The following is an 18,435-nucleotide window of genomic DNA, read 5'->3' on the forward strand; positions in this document are numbered from 1 at the left end:
AACGCCTGCGGAGCGCACGTAAGACCAGGGTCCGTCCCGGCAGAGCGCACAACCCCCACCTGAAGTGGGGAGGAACCAGGAACCCGACTCAAGGCGAACCGTAGCCACGGACGCCAGGGAGAGAATCCCCCACGTTCACGTGAGGGAGGAGGTCAAGCCATTCAGGTCCAGGACAAGGTGTGCAAGAACCGCCACACCAAGCGCACCGCCCTGTTCGTGCACAGCGAGATGAAGTCCAACGGCACCCAGGGCGCCCGGCAGCCGGGCCGCGACAACCCCTACCGCTGGGACGGCACCCGCGACTACTACTCGCTGGGCTGCATCAAGCTGACGCCGGCGCACATCAAGAACCTCTTCGCCAAGGCCGGGCACTACGGCTGGCCGAAGAGGCTCAAGGTCGTGAACTGACCGCGGCATGACGAGCGGGGCGCACCCGGTGCTTCGGGTGCGCCCCTGCGCGTGGTGCTGCGGCGTCAGTCCTGGAAGCCGTCGCGAGTGTCCTCCACCGCTTCCGGTGTGGGCTGCCGGTCCGGCCCGCCGCGTTCGGCGGCCTCGTGCCCGGCGGCCTCCTTCGCCTTCTGCGCCTGCTTCTCGAGCCGCTCGGCCTTGGCCTGGAACTGCTCCTTGAGACCCATGCTGGTCACTCCTGGGTGAGTGCGGGGGAATAGGGTCCGACCAGCCTTGCACGAGGGGACATTCACCGCATTTCGGCCGCGACGCGCGCCCCCGCCCGCACCCTTTCCTACCGGTCCGCGCGCGCCTTCTCGTCCGCCTCCCCGCCCGCGCCGACCAGCCCGATCCGCATCCCGTCCAGCCGGTCCCCGAAGCGGCGTACCTCCCGCTGGCCCACCGACCCGATGACCGACGGCAGATAGCCGCGCAGCGACTGCATCCCGCGCAGCCACCACTGCCCGTAGACATGCGGCGAGCGGCGCTCGATGCCCGCCACGATCCGGTCGACGGCGGGGCCCAGCGGATAGGTCTTGTTCGACGGCCAGGGCAGCCGGGAGCGCAGCTCGCGCATGATGTCGTCCCGGTCGGCGCCGCGCACCATGTCGGTGTCGGTCCAGCTCAGATAGCCGACGCCGACCCGTACGCCCTTGTGGCCGACCTCCGCGCGCAGGCTGTGCGCGAACGCCTCGACGCCCGACTTGGAGGCGCAGTACGCGGTCATCATCGGCGCCGGGGTGATCGCGGCGAGCGAGGCAATTTGAAGGAAGTAGCCGCGGGACGCCATCAGTACGGGCAGGAAGGCCCGGCCGGTGACCGCGCCGCCTATCAGGTTGACCTCGATGACCCGCTTCCACGCCACCGGGTCGGAGTCGACGAACGGCCCGCCGGTGGCCACTCCGGCGTTGGCGACGACCACGTCGACCTTGCCGAAGCGGTCCTTGACCTCGTCCGCGACCCGGGCCATCGCCTCGTGGTCGGTGACATCGGCGTACCAGTGGTGCGCCGCGCCGTGCAGCGAGGCGGCCACCTTCTGCAGCTCCTCCGGCTCCAGGCCGACCAGCGCCAGCGTCGCCCCGCGGGCCGACAGCTTGCGTGCCAGCAGCGCGCCGACGCCCCGCGCCGCGCCGGTCACCACCACGACCTGCCCGTCCAGGCTCCTGCTCCTGCTCGTGCTCACGCCGTCTTCTCCTTCTTCTGCCGCTTGCCGCGGGGGGCGGTGGCCGCCGCGGCCCGCCCGGCCTCGGCATCGGTGGTGGTCAGGTGATCGCGTACGAGTTCCCGGAGGCGGCCGCCGACCGCGCCGGGGTCCTCGATGGGGGTCATATGGCCCAGGCCGGGCAGCTCGGTCACGCCCCGGCAGTCGGGGAGCACGGAGGCCAGCCGGCGGGCGTGCACGAAGGGGGTGAGGCGGTCGGCGGTGCCGGCGAGGACGGTGGTCGGCATCTCCAGCCGGGCCACCCCGCCGGTCAGTTCGAGCCCGGCCAGCACCTTGCCCCAGCGGGCCCGTACGCGCGGCGGGCAGGCGTGCACGATCCGCGCGCAGGCCTCGATCTGCTCGGCGGTGGCGCCGGCGCCCATGGTGGCGTACCGCAGGGCCCATTTGGCGGGCGGCGAGACGGGGCCGAGCGGGGCGCGCGAGTGCAGCAGCAGCCGGTGTGCGCGGCGCCGGCCCTGCGGGGTGCGCAGCGGGAACACCCGCGATTCCGTGGGCAGTCCGGCGCTTCCGGTGCTGCACAGCAGGGCCGCGGCGGCCCGCTCGCGCAGCTCCGGGCGCTCCGCGGCGGCCATGATCGTCATGCCGCCCATGGAGTGCCCGCCGACGACGGCGCGTTCGCCCGTCTCCAGCGTCGCCTCCAGTACGGCGACGAGGTCGTCGGCGAGGGCCCGGGTGCTGTACCCCGCGGCGCTCACCGCAGGGCTGCGCCCGTGCCCGCGCTGGTCGTAGACGACCACCTTGTGGTCGGCGGCGAGGTCGCGGACGACCGGGGCCCAGAAGGCGGTCGAGCAGGTCCAGCCGTGGGCGAGGACGACGGCGGGGGCGTCCTCGGGCCCGTGGACCTCGGCGTAGAGGCGGGCTCCGTCGGCGGAGGTGACGGTGGTCGTGCCGCGCGGCACGGGCGGCGCGTACGGACCGGTGGTCAGGTGCGCGGGGCGGCTCATGCGGCCACCTCCTTGGTGAGCGGCGCGGCCGGTTCCGCGTCCCCGGACGGTGCGGCCGGGGGCCGCAGCACCTCGTACTCCGCGAGATCCACCTGCTGGGTCACCCGCCGGAACTCCGCCGTCGTCCCCGGCCATGCGGTCGTGTTGCGCCCGCTGGCGTCCAGGTACCAGCTGTCGCAGCCGCCGGTGTTCCACACCGTGCGCTGCATGCGCTGCTGGATGGTCCGGGTCCACTCCTGCACCGCGGACGGCCGGGCGCCGAGCGCGATCCGGCCGCCGAGGATGTCGAGCTGGCGCAGGAAGTCGGCCATGTAGTTCAGCTGGGCCTCGATCATCAGGATCATCGAGCTGTTCCCGAGGCCGGTGTTGGGCCCGATGATGGTGAGGAAGTTGGGGAAGCCGGCGGCGCTGGAGCCGCGCAGCGCCTCCATGCCGTCCTTCCACTCCTCGGCGAGGGTGGTGCCGTAGGCGCCGGTGACCCGCTGGGCGATCGGCATATCGGTGACGTGGAAGCCGGTGCCGAAGATGATCGCGTCGGCCTCGGTCTCCGTACCGTCGGCGGCGACGAGCGTGTTGCCGCGGATTTCCTTGAGCCCGGACGACACCAGGTCGACATTGGGCTTGGCCAGCGCCGGGTACCAGCTGTTGGACAGCAGGATGCGCTTGCAGCCGATGCGGTAGTCGGGGGTGAGCCGGGCGCGCATCGCCGGGTCCTTGATGACCTTGCGCATATGGGCCGCGGCGAGGTTCTCGATCAGGCCGAGCTCGTTGGGCCGCTTGGTGAACGCGCTGACCTGCAGTTCGCGGATGCCCCACAGCAGCCGGCGGCGCAGCGCCCGGGTCGCGGGGACCTTGGTGTGCAGCCAGCGCTCCACTCCGGTGATCCTGCGGTCGGCGCGCGGCATGACCCAGGGGGGCGTGCGCTGGAAGACGGTGAGCCGGCCGACCTCGGGCTGGATGGCCGGCACGATCTGGATCGCCGACGCCCCGGTGCCGATCATCGCGACCCGCTTGCCGCGCAGGTCGTAGTCGTGGTCCCAGCGCGCGGAGTGGAAGACCTTGCCCGGGAAGGAGTCCAGCCCCGGCACGTCCGGCAGCTTGGGGTCGGACAGCGGCCCGGTGGCCGAGACCACCACGTCCGCGGTGAGCGCCCCCTGGGGCGTGTCGATCTCCCAGTGCAGTTCCTCGTTGCTCCACCGCAGGCTGCGCACCTCGGAGTTGAAGCGGATGTGCGGGCGCAGGCCGAAGGTGTCCGTCACCCGCTCCAGGTACGCGCGGATGTGTGCCTGCCCGGAGAAGTTCCGCGGCCACTCCGGGTTCGGCGCGAAGGAGAACGAGTACAGATGCGAGGGCACATCGCAGGCGCACCCCGGGTAGCTGTTGTCCCGCCAGGTGCCGCCCACCGCATCGGCCCGTTCCAGGACCACGAAGTCGGTGATTCCCTGCCGGCGCAGCCGTACGGCCGCGCCCAGGCCACCGAATCCCGATCCGATCACCGCCACCCGCACGTGCTCCCGCTCCTGCTCGTGCTCGGCCATCCCGCCGCCTCCCGAGTTCGACGCCACCTTCACCAGCCTTCGCCCAACCGTGCCAGCAATCACTGGCACGATTGACTGAGGGGAGCGTAAGGCAGCTCCGTACCGAGCGGTAGGGGTCGGGCGCCAGGAAGTTACCGCCGGTTGCACTCCGCCCCGGCGGGACCGGCCCCGGCATAGGGTGAACGGGTGGCAGCGAACGAGAACGAGACCGCGAAGGGGCACGGGAACGGGCCGGCACGCCCGGACGCCGACGCAACCGGGCACGGCGCTCCCTCCGCGCCGTCCCCCTCGCCGCCCCGCGCGCCGTCCCCTTCCCGCGAATTCCGCATGGCCGACCTCGCCAAGGAAGCCGGCATCACGGTCCGCACGCTGCGCTTCTACCGCGAGCGCAAGCTCATCCCCGCACCGCGCCGCGAGGGCCGGATCGCCTGGTACAACGAACACCACCTCGCCCGCCTGCGCACCATCGGCGCACTCCTGGAACGCGGCCACACCCTCGGCGGCATCGGCGAACTCCTCACCGCCTTCGAAAGCGGCCGCGACGTCGGCGAACTCCTCGGCCTGGACGCCACGCTCGTCACCCCGTGGTCCGAGGAGACCCCGGTCCGGCTGACCCCCGAGGAACTGGCCGACCACTTCAGCGACGACGTCACCCCCGAGAACCTCACCACCTCCCTCGACATGGGCTATCTCGCCGTCGACGGCGACGAGTTCGTCCACATCAGCCGCCGCCTCCTGGACGCCTCCACCGAGCTCGTCGACAAGGGCATCCCGCTGGCCGCCGTCCTGGAATCCGCCCGCCAGGTCCGCGTCCACGCCGACGCCCTGGCCCTCCTCTTCAGCAACCTCATCCGCACCCACCTCCTCGCCGACGTCCTGGACCACACCCCCACCGCCCAGGAGGTCGACGGCATCGCCGAACTCATCGACAAACTCCGCCCCCTCACCAAGGGCGTCGTCGAGGCCGAACTGTCCATGGCCATGGACCGCCGCGTACGCGCCGAGATCGAGCAGTGGCTGCGGGCATGCGGCGGGGGCGAGGGGGACGGACCGGAGGCCGGGCGGGCGTGAGGATGCCCCGCCCGCTCATCCCGCCGCCTTCAGGATCATGAAGTTCTCCGGGTGCGCCGCCGAACCGAGCGCTCGCGGCACCACCCCCTCCCGCTAATCCGTCTTGCTAAGTACCGGTAGTCAGCGTTACGGTATACCGGTACTCAATGACGCTGACTAGCACAGGGAGGAGGTGTTCCATGGCCAAGCTGCTGACGGAGATGCTCAAGGGCACGCTGGAGGGCATCATCCTCGCGTCCCTGTCCGGCCGGCCCGCCTACGGCTACGAGATCACGGCACGGCTGCGGGAGCAGGGCTTCTCGGACATCGCCGAAGGAACCATCTACGCGCTGCTCATCAGGATGGAGAAGCGCGGCCTCGTCGACGTGGAGAAGGTCCCCTCCGAGAAGGGACCACCACGCAAGGTGCACTCCCTCAACGCTCAGGGGCGGGAGTACCTCGAAGAGTTCTGGAGGACGTGGAGCTTCCTCGCGGAACGACTGGACCAGCTCCGCGAAGGGGGAAAGTAGCCATGTCCGATGGCGAAAAGAGCGGCATCCTCTCGAAGGTGATCGGCCCCAAGAAGCGCTGGCGGGCGTACAGGGCGCGCGTCAAGGAGCTTCCCGAGAACTACCGCACGGCGGCCGAAGCCATCGAGCGGTACCTGATGAACTTCGTGCCGATCGACGGCGACAGCAATGCGTCGATGTTCGAAGACCTCGCCGACCTGCTTGAACAGGGCGCGGCGGACGGAACGCCGATCCGCGAGATCGTCGGGGAGGACCCGGTGGAGTTCGCCGAGGCGTTCGCCCAGAACTACTCGGAGGGTGGCTACGTCCCCGCGCGTGCGCGGAAGCGGCTGACCGACGACATCGAGCGCGCCGCCGGTAGCGAGACCGGAAACGAAGACAAGACGGTCTGATCGCGCCTCAGCACATCGCCCCCCAGGGGACGAGCACCCATTTCATCGCCTGTCCGCACCACGCGACCGCGGGACCGTCCCCGGCCGGCCGCCTCTCGCCGCATGCCCGCGGCACCGTCGGGACCGACCACTGCGCACAAGGAGATTCACGATGAGAAACGGCAACAACGGCTTGTCCGAAGCAGGGCTGCGCCGACTGCGCGAGGTACTGGAAGCGCATGTCGAGTCCAAGAAGCTCCCCGGACTCGTCGCCCTGGTCGGCCGGGGCGAGGAGACGCATGTCGAAGCGATCGGGACGATGCGCCATGACGGCGGCGCGCCGATGCGCCGGGACACCATCTTCCGGATGGCCTCGACGACCAAGCCGGTCGCGGTCGCGGCGACGATGGTCCTGTTGGACGAGTGCCGACTGCGACTTGACGACCCGATAGATCAGTGGCTGCCGGAACTGGCCGACCGACAGGTGCTGAAGAGGCCCGACGGCCCGCTGGACGACACCGTGCCGGCGCGGCGCCCGATCACCGTACGGGACCTGCTCAGCTCCACCTGCGGACTCGGGCTGGACATGACGGCGACGGGCTCCCCGATGATGGGCGCGTTCTTCGCGCAGAGGGTCTACGGCGAAAACGGATGGCTGCTGCCGGCGGTGGAGCCGGATGAGTGGATGCGCCGCCTGGGCACGCTTCCGCTGATGTACCAGCCCGGGGAGCGGTGGCTGTACAACGTCAGCGACGACGTGCTCGGCGTGCTCGTCGCCAGGGTCACCGGCCGGTCGTTCGAGGCGTTCCTGCGCGAGCGCATCTTCGATCCGCTGGGCATGAAGGACACCGGTTTCCACGTGCCCGCCGACAAGATCGACCGGCTGCCGCCCCTGTACGCCCCCGATCCGGGGACCGGAGAGTTCACCGTGGAGGACCCGGCCGAGGGGGGACACCACAGCAAGCCTCCGGCGTTCCAGTCCGGCGGCGGCGGACTCGACTCCACCGTCGACGACTACCACGCCTACTTCCGGATGCTGCTCCACCACGGGATGCACGGCACCCAGCGGATCCTGTCCCGGCCCGCCGTCGAGCTGATGACCACCAACCGCCTCACGCCCGAGCAGACAGCCGCCCTGCAGGCCTGGGCGCGCAGCGTCGTCCACCTGTCACACGGTCAGGGACAGACCGGCGGCTGGGGCTTCGGGATGACGGTGCGCACCTACCGCGGCGACTACGCGCCCATCGGCCAGTTCGGCTGGGACGGCGGAGCCGGCACCACGACCTACGCCGACCCGGACAACCAGCTCGTCGGCATCCTGCTCACCCAGACCGGGATGTCCACCCCGGATTCGGCGCGGGCCATGCAGGACTTCTGGACCACCCTCTACCAGGCAATCGACGCCTGACCCATCCGCCTGGTCGTGGTCCCATCCGCCGGCGCAGCGCACACGATGCGGCTGTCCGGGCTTGCGTCAGGGTGTCGGGTCCCAGAGTCCGCCGGCTTCCCCGCGGGCGAGGTGCTCGGCGTAGACGCCGACCTTCCAGGCGATGACGGACCGGCACTCCTCCAGCGCCTGGATCTGTGCGTCGACGCGCTGTCGATGGGCATCGAGCAGCCGTAGGCGTTCCGCCTCGTTGCCCGGTCCGTGGCGTACCAGTTCGGCGAAGCGCTTGAGGTCGGCGAGCGGCATGCCGGATTCGCGGAGCTTGACGCAGATCAGCAGCCATTCGACATCGAAGGAGGTGTAGCGCCGTCGGCCGCCCGACGTGCGCTGGACCGGTCCGACGAGCAGGCCCTCGCGCTCGTAGAAACGCAGGGCATGCACGCTCAGCCCGGTCCGCCCGGCCACCTCGCCGATGCTCAGCGACTGCACGGCATCCTCGGTGGTCGTCATGCCGCTCACTCCTGGACTTGATCTAGACCTCGCTCTAGATCGTAGCGTCAGCGGCATGACCATTACTGATCAGCAGCCGCTCGGTTCTCCCTTCTCCGCTGCCACCACCGCCGAGGACGTCGTGGCGGGTCATGACCTTTTCGGCAGGACTGCCGTGGTGACCGGGGGCTACTCCGGGCTCGGCCTGGCGACGACTCGGGCTCTGACGGCCGCCGGAGCCCGGGTCATCGTTCCCGCCCGCCGCCCCGACGTCGCTCGTGCCGCTCTGAAGGAGGTGAAGAACTGCGAGGTCATCCCCATGGACCTGGCCGACCTCGACAGCGTGCGCACGGCCGCCGCGCACATCAGCGACCGTCTCGACCGGCTCGAGCTCCTGATGGCCGTCGCCGGAGTCATGGCCACTCCGGAGCGGCGCGTCGGGCCCGGCTGGGAAGGCCAGCTCACCGCCAACCACTTCGGGCACTTCGCCCTCGCCTGCGAGCTCTACCCGCTCCTGGCCGCCGCAGACGGCGCGCGCGTCGTCGTCAACAGCTCCGCCGGACACACTCTGACCGGCATCCGCTGGCACGATCCGCACTTCCGCACCGGCTACGACAAGTGGCTGGCCTACGGCCAGGCCAAGACTGCCAACGCCCTGTTCGCGGTACATCTCGACGCCCTTGGGCAAGGCGACGGCGTCCGCGCGTTCACCCTCCACCCCGGCAAGATCATCACCGGGCTCCAGCGGGAGATGGCGCTGCAGGAGCAGATCGACCGCGGCTGGGTGGACGAGCACGGCAACGTCATCGGCGAGGGTTTCAAGACCGCCTCCCAGGGGGCCGCTACCGGCCTGTGGGCCGCCACGTCCCCGCTCCTCGGCGGCCGCGGCGGGCTCTACCTGGAAGACTGCGACGTCGCCCGCGTCTCCGCCCCCGGCACCCCCATGGACGACGGTGGCGTCCGCGCCTACGCCGTCGACCCCGACGAGGCAGCCCGCCTCTGGGACCTGTCTCTTGCCGCGACCGGCGCCACGCCGATCACCCGATGAACCCGCGCCCCGCGGATGCCGCGCTGCCTGCTGTTGCGGCAGACGGCGCGGCCCGCGGCGGCCTCGGGCTCGTCACGGCCGTCCCGGGCAAACCCGCCCGGCAATCCGCCCCTGGGGGCACAAGGGCTCGCCATCGTTTGCCGACAGGCCGTGGTCAGGCGGTCGTTTCGGGTGGGTCGGCTGCCGCCAGGGCGGCGGGGGTCGCTGTTTTGAGGAACGGCACGACGGTGACCAGGGCCGCGACGGCGAAGAGCGCGAAGGCGGTGCGCATTCCCCTCCATTGGGCGAGGACGCCGACGAGGGCAGCTCCCAGGGGCATGGCGCCCCAACTGAACAGGCGTGCGGCGGCGTTGTAGCGGCCGAGCATGCCTGGGTGGACGAGGCGTTGGCTGATGGTGCGGGAGTTGACGGTCCACAGGATGCCGCCCATGCCGCCGAGGAAGGCGCCGGTGCCTACGATCCACAGGTTGGTGGTGAACACGGGTGCGGCGACCATGGCGGCCGTGCCGATGAGGTCGGCGAGCATCGACCAGCGGCGGCCAAGCAGGCGGTTGACGGTGGTGACGGTGAGCGCGCCGACCAGGCCACCGGCGCCGAGCGCGCTCAGCAGGATGCCGTACTGGCCGGGTTTCAGACCCATCAGGTGGGTGGCGACCAGGGGGATGAGGGCGAGCCAAGCGCCCCAGCAGGCGCACAGAACGGTCAGGGCGAGCGCCATCAGGCGGAGCAGGGGCTGCTGCCACAGGCAGCGGAGTCCCTCGGCGATGCTCTGGTTGACCGAGCCAGAAGGACGGGTGGTCCCGGGGGCCGGGTCGAAGCGGCCCACGAGGAAGACCAGGATCAGCGTGCCGAGCAGATAGCCGGCACCGGTCCAGCCCAGCGCGGCACCGACACCGGCGGCGATGAGAAGTCCGCCCACAAAGGGGCCGCAGAACTCGTTGCAGACGGTTTCGGCTCCCGCCAGCCAGGCATTGGCCCGCTCCCGGCCCGCCGGAGCGACGGCGGACGGGACGAGCGTGGCCGCCGAGGTCAGCGCGACCACCTCGGCGACACCGAGCGCGAGGCCCGCGGCATAGAGGGCCGGGATGGTGACGGCGTTACCGGCGGCCAGGGCGAGCAACCCGGCAACAACCAGGCCATCGCCTGGACCACCCTCGTCCTCACGGGCCAGATTCACCGGCTCAAGAGATGCGCCGAGCACACCTGCCGCGGCGCCTTCTGGGACTCGTCCAAGAACCACAGTCGCCGCTGGTGCTCCATGCGCCTGTGTGGCAACCGGACCAAAGCCCGCCGCTACGCCGCCCGCCAACGCCAGTGAACGCCGCAATCCGTACGTGCTGGACGTGATGGGACAGGGTCTCAGCGACTCCTCCTGGCCGGGGTACGCGTGGCCGGCGCCCTACGGACGCAGGCCCGGCGGGTTGGGTGGGGAGTCGTTCACCGTGGGGCTCCTGCCGCGAGCGGGGCGCCGAGCAGCGGCGCCCGAGCGGCCGGCCGGCGGCCGCCGCTCCTCGGCCGCCGCTCAGCCCTCGTACGCCACCGTCACCGGAGCGTGATCGCTCCACCGCTGGTCATAGCTGGCCGCCCGCTCCACATACGCCTTCGCCGCCCGCCGCGCCAGGCCGGGCGTGGCCATCTGGTAGTCGATCCGCCAGCCCGAGTCGTTGTCGAAGGCGCGGCCCCGGTACGACCACCACGAGTACGGGCCCTCGGTGTCCGGGTGCAGGCTGCGGACGACGTCCACGTAGCCGCCGCGGGTCTCGTCCAGGACGTCGGTGAGCCAGGCGCGCTCCTCCGGGAGGAAGCCGGACTTCTTCTGGTTGGCCTTCCAGTTCTTGAGGTCCGCCTCCTGGTGGGCGATGTTCCAGTCGCCGCAGACCACGACCTCGCGGCCGTCCGCCGCGGAGCGTTCCCGCAGGTCGACGAGGTAGGGGAGGAACTCCGCCAGGAAGCGTTCCTTCTCGTCCTGGCGCTCGGTGCCGACCTCGCCGGAGGGGAGGTAGAGGCTGGCGACGGTCACGCCGGGGAGATCGGCCTCGATGTAGCGGCCGCTGTCGTCGAATTCCGCCGAACCGAAGCCCACCTGCACCCGCTCCGGCTCCCGCCGCGTGTACAGCGCGACACCGGCCCGGCCCTTGGCGGCGGCCGGGGCGTGCACGGCGAACCAGCCCTCGGGGTCACGTACCTCGTCCGGCAGCTGGCCGGCCTCGGCGCGCACCTCCTGGAGGCACAGCACATCGGCCGCGGTCTCCGCCAGCCACGGCACGAAGCCCTTCTTGGCCGCGGCGCGCAGCCCGTTCACATTCACCGTCGTCACAGTCAGCAACACAAACTCCCTCATCGCGCTGGCGGCAGCGCAGCCTACGCGAAGGGCGTCCGGGCCGCTCGCCTGGGCTTCTCGCCCCGGCCACTCGGACACCCGTACGATGCGCGAAATGGAGATACGCCTCACCCGCTACGACCACCCCGACGCGGTCGCGCTCGAGGAGCAGGTCCAGCAGGAATACATCCGCCGGTACGGCGACGTCGACCGCACCCGGCTGGACCCCAAGATGTTCGCCCCGCCGCACGGCATCTACCTCCTCGCGTACGAGGACGGGCGCCCGCTGGCCACCGGGGGCTGGCGGCTCCAGGAAGACGTCGCGGAGGGCTACCGGGCGGGCGACGCCGAGATCAAGCGGATGTTCGTGATCCCGGAGGCGCGCGGGCGGGGGCTCGCCCGGCGGATCCTCGCCGACCTGGAGGAGGATGCGCGCGCCGCGGGCCGTATCCGCATGGTCCTGGAGACCGGCACCGAGCAGCAGGAAGCGCTCGCGCTGTATGCCTCCAGCGGCTACCGCCTGGTGGAGAAGCGGGAGAAGTTCGGCTACTACCGGACGTACGAGACGAGCCGGTGCCTGGTGAAGGCGCTGTAGGGCGACGGGTCGGTGGAACGACGGGGCCGTAGGGCGACGGCACCGTAGGCGGCACGGGGCGCGCCCGCACTTGGTTGACACACCTCCGGGCCGCTCTCCATACTCATTCCACTAATCAACTAGCTAAAGGGGGGATCCGGGTGCGCGAGCCGAACCCATGGGCGATCGAGGCGACGGGCCTGGGGAAGAAATACCGTCGCGGCTGGGCCCTGCGGGACTGCTCCTTCCGCCTCCCGGCCGGTCGCATCTGCGCCCTGGTCGGCCCGAACGGAGCGGGCAAGAGCACCCTCCTGGGGGTCGCGACCCGGCTGGTGCAGCCGACGGCCGGGAGCCTGAAGCTGTTCGGCGTGCCGGTCTCCGATCCCGCCGTACTGGAGCGCGTCGCCTTCCTCTCCCAGGACAAGCCCCTCTACCCGCGCTTCACGGTGGCCGAGACCCTGCGCCTGGGCCGCGAGCTGAATCCACGCTGGGACCAGGCGCTGGCCGAGCGGATCGTGCGGTCCGGGAACGTGCCCCTCGATGCCCGCGTCGGCACCCTCTCGGGCGGCCAGCGCACCCGTATCGCCTTCGCGCTCGCCTTCGGCAAGCGGCCCGACCTGCTGCTCCTCGACGAGCCGATGTCCGACCTCGACCCGCTCGCCCGGCACGAGCTGTCCGGCCTGCTGATGGCCGAGGCCGCCGAGCAGGGAACGTCCGTCCTGATGTCGTCCCACATGCTCGCCGAGATCGAGGACATGTGTGACTACCTCGTCGTGCTGGCGGAGGGCCGGCTGCGGATGGCGGGGCAGAGCGAGGAGCTGGTGCCGGCGCATCTGCTGGTGACCGGCGTGACCGTGGCCGACGGCGGGCGGGGCGGGGTTCCCGAGGAGCTGTTCTGGGAGCACACCGTCATCGAATCCCGCGTCAGCGGGCGCCAGTTCACCGCCCTGGTGCGGCCGAACGGCCCGCTCGCCGACAGCTGGGACGCCGTACCGCCGAGCATGGAGGAGGTCCTGCTGGGGTATCTCCGCTCGCCCGACGCGCCGACCCTGATCGCGGACGAGGCACGCATCGACGACCCGCAGGAGGTTGCGGCATGAGCACGACGAGCACAGCTTCCCCGGCCGCTCCGGCGAACGGCACGACAGAAGCCGGCGCACCGCGCCGCCGCCTGCTGCGCGGACTGCCCTGGGTGGTCTACCGGCGCCACCGCAACCTGCTGATCGCCGGCGTGCTGATCACCATCGGCGCCTGCGCGCTCTTCGCCTACGAGCGGACGGGCGTGATGGACTTCCTGCACGCACACGGCGCGACGCCCGACAGCGAGGGCGACCTGCTCAACACGTTCCAGAACGAGTTCAACTCGATGTTCAACCGCGACACCGGGTTCCTGGAGTACCTGCCCGCCCTCGTCGCCGTCTTCCTGGGCGCACCGCTCATCGCGAGCGAGCAGGAGCAGGGCACCCTCAAGCTGGTCACCACCCAGTCGGTCGGCCGCGGCCGCTGGTTCGCCGCCACACTCGGTCTGCCGCTGGCCGCCGCGACGCTGAGCACCACCGTGCTGGCGGCCGTCTTCCACTGGCTGTGGTCCCCGGCCCATGAACTGGCCTCGTTCGGCGACTGGCTCCACGGTGGGGCGTTCGAAGGCGCGGGCCCCGTCCTGCCGGCCATGACCCTGTTCCTGACCGCCTGCGGCATCGGCTTCGGCATGCTGATCAAGCGGGTGGTGCCCGCGATGGCGGCCACCGCCGTCTTCTCCTTCGTCACCCTCATGGTCTGGTCGCAGAAGGTACGCGACCGGCTCGCCCCGCTGCGCAGCATGACCTACCCCGAGGGGTCCGAGCACTCCCCCGGCCTGCCGCGCGGCGCCGTCGAGATCGACCAGTGGGTGGCCACCGCGAACGGCAGGCTCTACGGCTTCGGCACCTGCTCGGGCGCCCACGATTCCGAGGCCTGCCGGGCGAAGCTGGGCATCGTCAACCGCGTCGTGCAGTACTTCGACTACGGCCAGATGGCGGGGATGCAGTGGCTCGGCGCGGGAATCCTGCTGGCCGCGGCCGTGATCGTGCTCGCGCTGATCGTGTGGCGGGCCCGTAGGCGGCCGCTCTGAACGGCACCTGGGGTGAGCGGCCGTCAGGCGGGGCCGGTCACCCGCCGGGCGGCGCTTTGACACCCGGCACGGGCGACCCGATCATCAAGCGGTGCGGGGCCGGTCCGCGGCCGGGGACGCCGGCCCCGGTGGAAGCAGCAGAGAGGCGGTGAACGTCGTGGAGTTCCGGATCGACCGCCGTAGCGGCGTCGCCACCTATCTCCAGATCGTCCAGCAGGTCCAGCAGGCGCTACGGCTGGGCATCCTGGTGGAGGGCGACCGCCTGCCGACGGCCGCGCAGGTCGCCGCCACGACCAAGGTGAATCCCAATACGACGCTCAAGGCGTACCGCGAACTGGAACGCGAGGGCCTGGTCGAACCCCGCCCCGGCCTCGGCACCTTCGTCAGCCGCACCCTCGCCCGCCCCGACTCCGCGGCGGACGCCCGGCTCCGCGCGGAACTGCGCGCCTGGATGGACCGGGCGCGGGCGGAGGGGCTGGAACGGGAAGACGTACGGGCGCTGCTGAACTCCGTGCTGCAGGAGTGCTACCCGGACGAGTGAGCGGCCCGACGCATCGCCCCGCCTCCCGGCCCGCCTCCCGTCCCCCTCCCCTCCTCTCCTCTCGCTCCTCCCCGCTTGACCCTCACCCGACGTCAGGCCGCACTCTGATCGACGGCACGGGCCACCGGGTGACCACCACCGGGGCACGCGGAGACACAGGGGACGGAAGGCGCTGGAATGGGCTACTCGGTCGGGCAGGTCTCCCGCTTGGCGGGGGTGACGGTGCGCACCCTGCACCACTACGACAAGACCGGGCTGCTCTCCCCCAGCGACCGCAGCCCCGCCGGCTACCGCCTTTACGGCGACGCCGACCTGGCCCGGCTCCAGCAGATCCTCTTCTACCGGGAACTCGGCTTCCCCCTCGACGAGATCGCCACCATCCTGGAGGACCCCCAGGCCAACGCCCTCGACCAGCTCCGCGCCCGGCACCGGCTCCTCAACGAGGAGATCACCAAGCTGCAGCGGCTGGTCGAGGTCGCCGAGCAGGCCATGGAGGTCCAGCAGACCGGTGTGCGGCTGACGCCCGAGGAGCGGTTCGAGGTCTTCGGCGAGGTCTCCTTCGACCTCAGTTACGCCACCGAGGCGCAGCTGAAGTGGCGGGACAGCGAGGGACACCGGCGCTCCATGGCACGGGCCGACGCGCACTCCAAGGAGGACTGGGCGCAGATCATGGCCGAGGCCGCCGCGTGGCGAGAACGCCTCACCGCCGCCTTTGACACCGAGGAACCGGCGGACGGCGAACGGGCCATGGACCTCGCCGAGGAACACCGCCGGCACATCAGCCGCTGGTTCACCCCGTGCCCCACCGATATGCACGGCCGGATCGCCGACGACTTCGCCGCCGATCCCCGCGCCTTCGCCCTGCTCGTCCCGCCGAGCGAACAGCGCCCCGGCCTGGCCTCGTACCTGCGCACGGCCATCCACGCGAACGCGGTACGCCAGGCGGACACCCAGCGGGACGCCTGAGCTCCGGGCACGCCCCCGCACCCTCCCCGCCAACCGCCAACTACCCACCAGCACCCGAGGGTTGCACCCCATGAAGATCCTGATCGCCGCCGCCGGCTCCTACGGCGACGTCGCCCCGTACACCGGAGTCGGCGCCCGTCTCCGGGACGCCGGCCACGAGGTCGCGCTCGCCACCCACGACGCCTACGCCCCTCTCGCACGGGCCGCCGGCCTGGAATTCCGGCGCCTCCCGGCCGACCCCCGCACCGTCCGCGCCGCCGCTTCCGCTTCGGCCGCCGCTTCCGCCGCCGCTTCCGCCGAGCCGGAGCGGCCCGCCGCGACCGGCGGCAACCGGGCCCTGATGCGCCAGGCCACCGCCTTCATCCGGCAATTGGGCGGCGGCCTCGCCGAAGCCGCGCGCGAGGACACCGAACTCCTCCTGCTCTCCACCACCACGGCCCCCCTCGGCCGGCACCTCGCCGAGGCGAGGGACATCCCCTGCCTGGACCTGCCCCTCGTCCCCAACGCCCCCACCGGCGACTTCGCCCCCGTCATCAGCGGCGGCCGCTCCCTGGGCCGCTGGGGCAACCGCGCCGCGGGCCGCCTCTCCCTCCGCGTCATCGACCGCCTCTACGCCGACGCCACCCGCGACCTGCGCACCCGCCTCGGCCTGCCGCCCGCCACACCCCGTACCGTCCGCCGCCGCGCCGAAGCGGCCAACGCACCCGTTCTGTACGGCTTCAGCGAGGTCCTGGTACCCCGCCCCGCCGACTGGCGCGCCGGCCTGGACGTCGTCGGGAACTGGTGGCCCTGGCACGCCCCGGACGCCCAACTCCCTTCCGAGATACGGGACTTCCTCGCTTCGGGCCCGCCCCCGGTCCTCATCGGCTTCGGCAGCATGGCGGCCGGCGAAGGCGAACGGCTGAGCGCCCTGGCCGTACGGGCGCTACGCCGCGCCAAGGTCCGCGGCATCCTCCAGTCCGGCTGGGCGAACCTGTCCGCCGACGCCGCCGACGCCGCCCCCGGGCCCCACCCCACCCCCGACATCCTCACCATCGGCGAGGTCCCCCACGCCCTCCTCCACCCCCATGTGTCCGCCGTCGTCCACCACTGCGGCGCCGGCACCGCCGCCGCGGGCCTGCGCGCCGGGGCCCCGACCGTCCCCGTCCCCGTCACCGCCGACCAGCCCTTCTGGGCCGCCCGTCTGGCCGCCCTCGGCGCCGCCACCGCCCCGATCCCCTTCCAGGACCTCGCCGCGGACAACGCCGTCAGCCGCCTCGCCGAAGCCCTCACCCGGGCCACCACGGACCCCGCCCTCCGCGAACGTGCCACCCACGCCGCCCGGCGCCTCGCCCGCGAGGACGGCGCCGGCGCGGTCACCAAGACCGTCGACCGCCTGGCCGGTTAGGCCGGACCCCGCGACCGCCACGCTCCGGGCCTTCGGACCACGCACGTCACCCACGGCACCGTCACCGCCCCATACCGGACACCCGAGTTGAGCGCGATCGAACCGGCCCCAGCCGCCCCTCGCCCGCCCCGCCCGCACGGCACGTACGGCGCACCCGACCCCCTACGGACCCGTCCCGCGGCAGCGCCGCCCGGTTGCTGTGCCCCGCCGCCGCACAGCACGAAAAAGCCCCCACCGGATCTTCCCGGTGGGGGCTTTGACGTGCGGTGGACCTGAGGGGACTCGAACCCCTGACCCCCTCGTTGCGAACGAGGTGCGCTACCAGCTGCGCCACAGGCCCTTGCGACGAGTGAAACTCTAGCATCTCGGTCGCGGTGCTCGGAAATCGCTTCCGGTGCTGGTCAGCGGAGGGCCGTCACTCGTTCGCCGCGCGGGGTCGGTCCTCGTCCTCGTACTGGTCGAAGAGGGGGGTGCGGCCGCGGGGGCGGCGGGTGGGGGTGTCGGTCTGGGTGTGGTCGGGGGCGGCGCTGGAGCGGGCGGAGCTCCAGGCGTCGTCGGCGTCGAGGTCGACGTGACTGGTGGCGCGGGGGGCCACCGGGGCGGTGACGTAGGTGGGGAGGGGTACCGGGACCGGCTCCCAGCTGCCGGAGGCGGGGCGGGGACGCTCGCGCTCGCGCTGCTGGTCGACCCACTCGGCGTGGTCGGTCTCCTCGACGAGGGCGCGCCGGCCCGCGGTGTGCGGGGGCGTGGGAGCGGCCGGGCGGGGCGGCTCCGGGGCGGCCTCGGCCGGGGCGTCAGCGCGGGCGTCGGGCTGGTGGTCGTCGGCGGGCGGCTGGTCGGCCGCCTGCTGAGGGCGGGGCCGGCCCTCCCGCAGCCGTTGCGCCGCCGCTTCTGCCTTGCGCTGGTCCATGGTGAAGGTGAAGCGGCGCCGCTCCTGGACGCGGAGGTAGACGATGTACGCGGTGAGGAGGGCGGCGGGGGCGGCGGGGGCCCAGAGGAAGGGGAGGCCGCCGACCGCGGCGGCGACGGCGCCGACGGTGAAGGCGAGGAAGAGGATGGTGATGGTGCGCCGGCGCCGGGCGAGGACCTTGGCGCGCTTGGTGCGTTCGGAGAGGGAGGGGCGGGGCGGCGTCGGCTGCACCCGGGTGAGCGGGGCCTCGGCCGCCGGTTCGGGATCGACGAAGGGCCCGGGGTCCGGCTCCTCGGCCGGGGCGTCCGGGTGCTGCTCGTCGCCGGCATCGTCGGCGGGACGCTCCTCCTGCCCCTTGTCGTAACGGCGTTGCATGGCCGCACGTCCGGACAGCAGCCGGATGGCAGTGCTGAAGCGTTCGGTCGGACGGGCCTCATTCAGCTCGTCCTGCCTACGGAGCCACATCGGCACCAAATAGGCAGCCCAGGCCCCGACGATGACTGCGTAGATGAGGCCGCTGCTTCTCACAACTCACACGGTAGAGGGGTTTGCGCGGGGCCATCCGCCAATTGGGCCGGTGTGTCGCACGATCTGGCTGATA

The 18,435-nt window shown here is 71.9% G+C and carries 20 protein-coding genes, 1 tRNA gene and 1 pseudogene; 13 read left to right on the forward strand and 9 right to left on the reverse strand.

Going from position 1 to position 18,435, the window contains the following annotated elements:
* Window positions 1-177: 177 nt before the first annotated feature.
* Entirely contained in the window at window positions 178-408 is a 231-nt protein-coding gene (locus AC5677_RS15895) for a hypothetical protein (protein ID WP_497195697.1), read from the forward strand.
* A gap of 65 nt (window positions 409-473) precedes the next feature.
* On the opposite strand, the gene AC5677_RS15900 is transcribed toward AC5677_RS15895, so the two are convergent.
* The 4 genes from AC5677_RS15900 to AC5677_RS15915 all read right to left on the reverse strand — a co-directional run bounded on the left by AC5677_RS15900 (window position 474) and on the right by AC5677_RS15915 (window position 4,151).
* Window positions 474-635 carry a hypothetical protein gene (locus tag AC5677_RS15900; RefSeq protein WP_497195698.1) on the reverse strand — a complete coding sequence of 54 codons (162 nt, stop codon included), beginning with the start codon at window positions 633-635 and terminating at the stop codon, window positions 474-476.
* A 107-nt stretch (window positions 636-742) separates the two neighbouring features.
* A complete protein-coding gene (locus tag AC5677_RS15905; RefSeq protein ID WP_497195699.1) occupies window positions 743-1,630 on the reverse strand; it encodes an SDR family oxidoreductase in 888 nt (295 codons plus the stop codon).
* On the reverse strand, window positions 1,627-2,613 hold the full coding sequence (locus tag AC5677_RS15910) for an alpha/beta fold hydrolase (protein ID WP_497195700.1): 987 nt from the start codon (window positions 2,611-2,613) through the stop codon (window positions 1,627-1,629). Before AC5677_RS15910 ends, AC5677_RS15905 begins: the two co-directional genes overlap by 4 nt.
* The gene (locus AC5677_RS15915) at window positions 2,610-4,151 is read right to left on the reverse strand and encodes a flavin-containing monooxygenase (RefSeq protein WP_497195701.1); all 1,542 of its coding nucleotides are present in this window, start codon (window positions 4,149-4,151) and stop codon (window positions 2,610-2,612) included. Before AC5677_RS15915 ends, AC5677_RS15910 begins: the two co-directional genes overlap by 4 nt.
* 327 nt (window positions 4,152-4,478) lie before the next feature.
* Between AC5677_RS15915 and AC5677_RS15920 the strand changes: the two genes are divergently transcribed.
* From AC5677_RS15920 to AC5677_RS15935, 4 genes are all read left to right on the forward strand, one after another.
* Window positions 4,479-5,222, forward strand: coding sequence for a MerR family transcriptional regulator (locus AC5677_RS15920; RefSeq protein ID WP_497196642.1), 744 nt, complete (start codon window positions 4,479-4,481; stop codon window positions 5,220-5,222).
* Between the two features lie 179 nt (window positions 5,223-5,401).
* Window positions 5,402-5,731, forward strand: coding sequence for a PadR family transcriptional regulator (locus AC5677_RS15925; RefSeq protein ID WP_497195702.1), 330 nt, complete (start codon window positions 5,402-5,404; stop codon window positions 5,729-5,731).
* Window positions 5,732-5,733: 2 nt separating this feature from the next.
* A complete protein-coding gene (locus AC5677_RS15930; protein WP_497195703.1) occupies window positions 5,734-6,123 on the forward strand; it encodes a DUF1048 domain-containing protein in 390 nt (129 codons plus the stop codon).
* A gap of 151 nt (window positions 6,124-6,274) precedes the next feature.
* On the forward strand, window positions 6,275-7,510 hold the full coding sequence (locus tag AC5677_RS15935) for a serine hydrolase domain-containing protein (protein WP_497195704.1): 1,236 nt from the start codon (window positions 6,275-6,277) through the stop codon (window positions 7,508-7,510).
* A 66-nt stretch (window positions 7,511-7,576) separates the two neighbouring features.
* On the opposite strand, the gene AC5677_RS15940 is transcribed toward AC5677_RS15935, so the two are convergent.
* A complete protein-coding gene (locus AC5677_RS15940) occupies window positions 7,577-7,999 on the reverse strand; it encodes a MerR family transcriptional regulator (RefSeq protein WP_497195705.1) in 423 nt (140 codons plus the stop codon).
* 55 nt (window positions 8,000-8,054) lie between these two features.
* Here AC5677_RS15940 and AC5677_RS15945 point away from each other — a divergent pair, with 55 nt between their 5' ends.
* The gene (locus AC5677_RS15945) at window positions 8,055-9,026 is read left to right on the forward strand and encodes an SDR family NAD(P)-dependent oxidoreductase (protein WP_497195706.1); all 972 of its coding nucleotides are present in this window, start codon (window positions 8,055-8,057) and stop codon (window positions 9,024-9,026) included.
* A gap of 154 nt (window positions 9,027-9,180) precedes the next feature.
* Here the strand turns inward: AC5677_RS15945 and AC5677_RS15950 are convergent, their stop codons facing one another.
* Window positions 9,181-10,203 (reverse strand): MFS transporter, encoded by a 1,023-nt coding sequence (locus tag AC5677_RS15950; RefSeq protein WP_497195707.1) that lies wholly within the window; start codon window positions 10,201-10,203, stop codon window positions 9,181-9,183.
* Between AC5677_RS15950 and AC5677_RS15955 the strand changes: the two are divergent.
* Window positions 10,162-10,344: pseudogene (locus tag AC5677_RS15955) on the forward strand (CGNR zinc finger domain-containing protein); the annotation flags it as partial. The gene AC5677_RS15950 and the pseudogene AC5677_RS15955 overlap by 42 nt on opposite strands.
* Before the next feature lie 204 nt (window positions 10,345-10,548).
* Here the strand turns inward: AC5677_RS15955 and AC5677_RS15960 are convergent.
* Window positions 10,549-11,352, reverse strand: a complete 804-nt coding sequence (locus AC5677_RS15960) for an exodeoxyribonuclease III (RefSeq protein WP_497195708.1) — start codon at window positions 11,350-11,352, stop codon at window positions 10,549-10,551.
* A gap of 109 nt (window positions 11,353-11,461) precedes the next feature.
* Here AC5677_RS15960 and AC5677_RS15965 point away from each other — a divergent pair, with 109 nt between their 5' ends.
* From AC5677_RS15965 to AC5677_RS15990, 6 genes are all read left to right on the forward strand, one after another.
* Window positions 11,462-11,941: a GNAT family N-acetyltransferase gene (locus AC5677_RS15965; RefSeq protein WP_497195709.1), complete on the forward strand. Its 480-nt coding sequence runs from the start codon at window positions 11,462-11,464 to the stop codon at window positions 11,939-11,941.
* 140 nt (window positions 11,942-12,081) lie between these two features.
* The gene (locus AC5677_RS15970; RefSeq protein ID WP_497195710.1) at window positions 12,082-13,020 is read left to right on the forward strand and encodes an ABC transporter ATP-binding protein; all 939 of its coding nucleotides are present in this window, start codon (window positions 12,082-12,084) and stop codon (window positions 13,018-13,020) included.
* Entirely contained in the window at window positions 13,017-14,030 is a 1,014-nt protein-coding gene (locus tag AC5677_RS15975; protein WP_497195711.1) for an ABC-2 membrane transporter-related protein, read from the forward strand. The genes AC5677_RS15970 and AC5677_RS15975 overlap by 4 nt, the downstream gene beginning before the upstream one ends.
* Before the next feature lie 148 nt (window positions 14,031-14,178).
* Window positions 14,179-14,571, forward strand: coding sequence for a GntR family transcriptional regulator (locus AC5677_RS15980; RefSeq protein WP_497195712.1), 393 nt, complete (start codon window positions 14,179-14,181; stop codon window positions 14,569-14,571).
* A gap of 177 nt (window positions 14,572-14,748) precedes the next feature.
* Window positions 14,749-15,537, forward strand: a complete 789-nt coding sequence (locus tag AC5677_RS15985; protein ID WP_497195713.1) for a MerR family transcriptional regulator — start codon at window positions 14,749-14,751, stop codon at window positions 15,535-15,537.
* A gap of 70 nt (window positions 15,538-15,607) precedes the next feature.
* Entirely contained in the window at window positions 15,608-16,924 is a 1,317-nt protein-coding gene (locus AC5677_RS15990; RefSeq protein WP_497195714.1) for a glycosyltransferase, read from the forward strand.
* Between the two features lie 267 nt (window positions 16,925-17,191).
* On the opposite strand, the gene AC5677_RS15995 is transcribed toward AC5677_RS15990, so the two are convergent.
* Together AC5677_RS15995 and sepX are read right to left on the reverse strand one after the other, a co-directional pair.
* A tRNA-Ala gene (locus AC5677_RS15995) sits at window positions 17,192-17,264 on the reverse strand.
* Between the two features lie 75 nt (window positions 17,265-17,339).
* A complete protein-coding gene (sepX, locus tag AC5677_RS16000; RefSeq protein WP_497195715.1) occupies window positions 17,340-18,362 on the reverse strand; it encodes a divisome protein SepX/GlpR in 1,023 nt (340 codons plus the stop codon).
* Window positions 18,363-18,435: the final 73 nt, after the last annotated feature.

This window comes from Streptomyces sp. JLSY215, assembly GCF_059682825.1.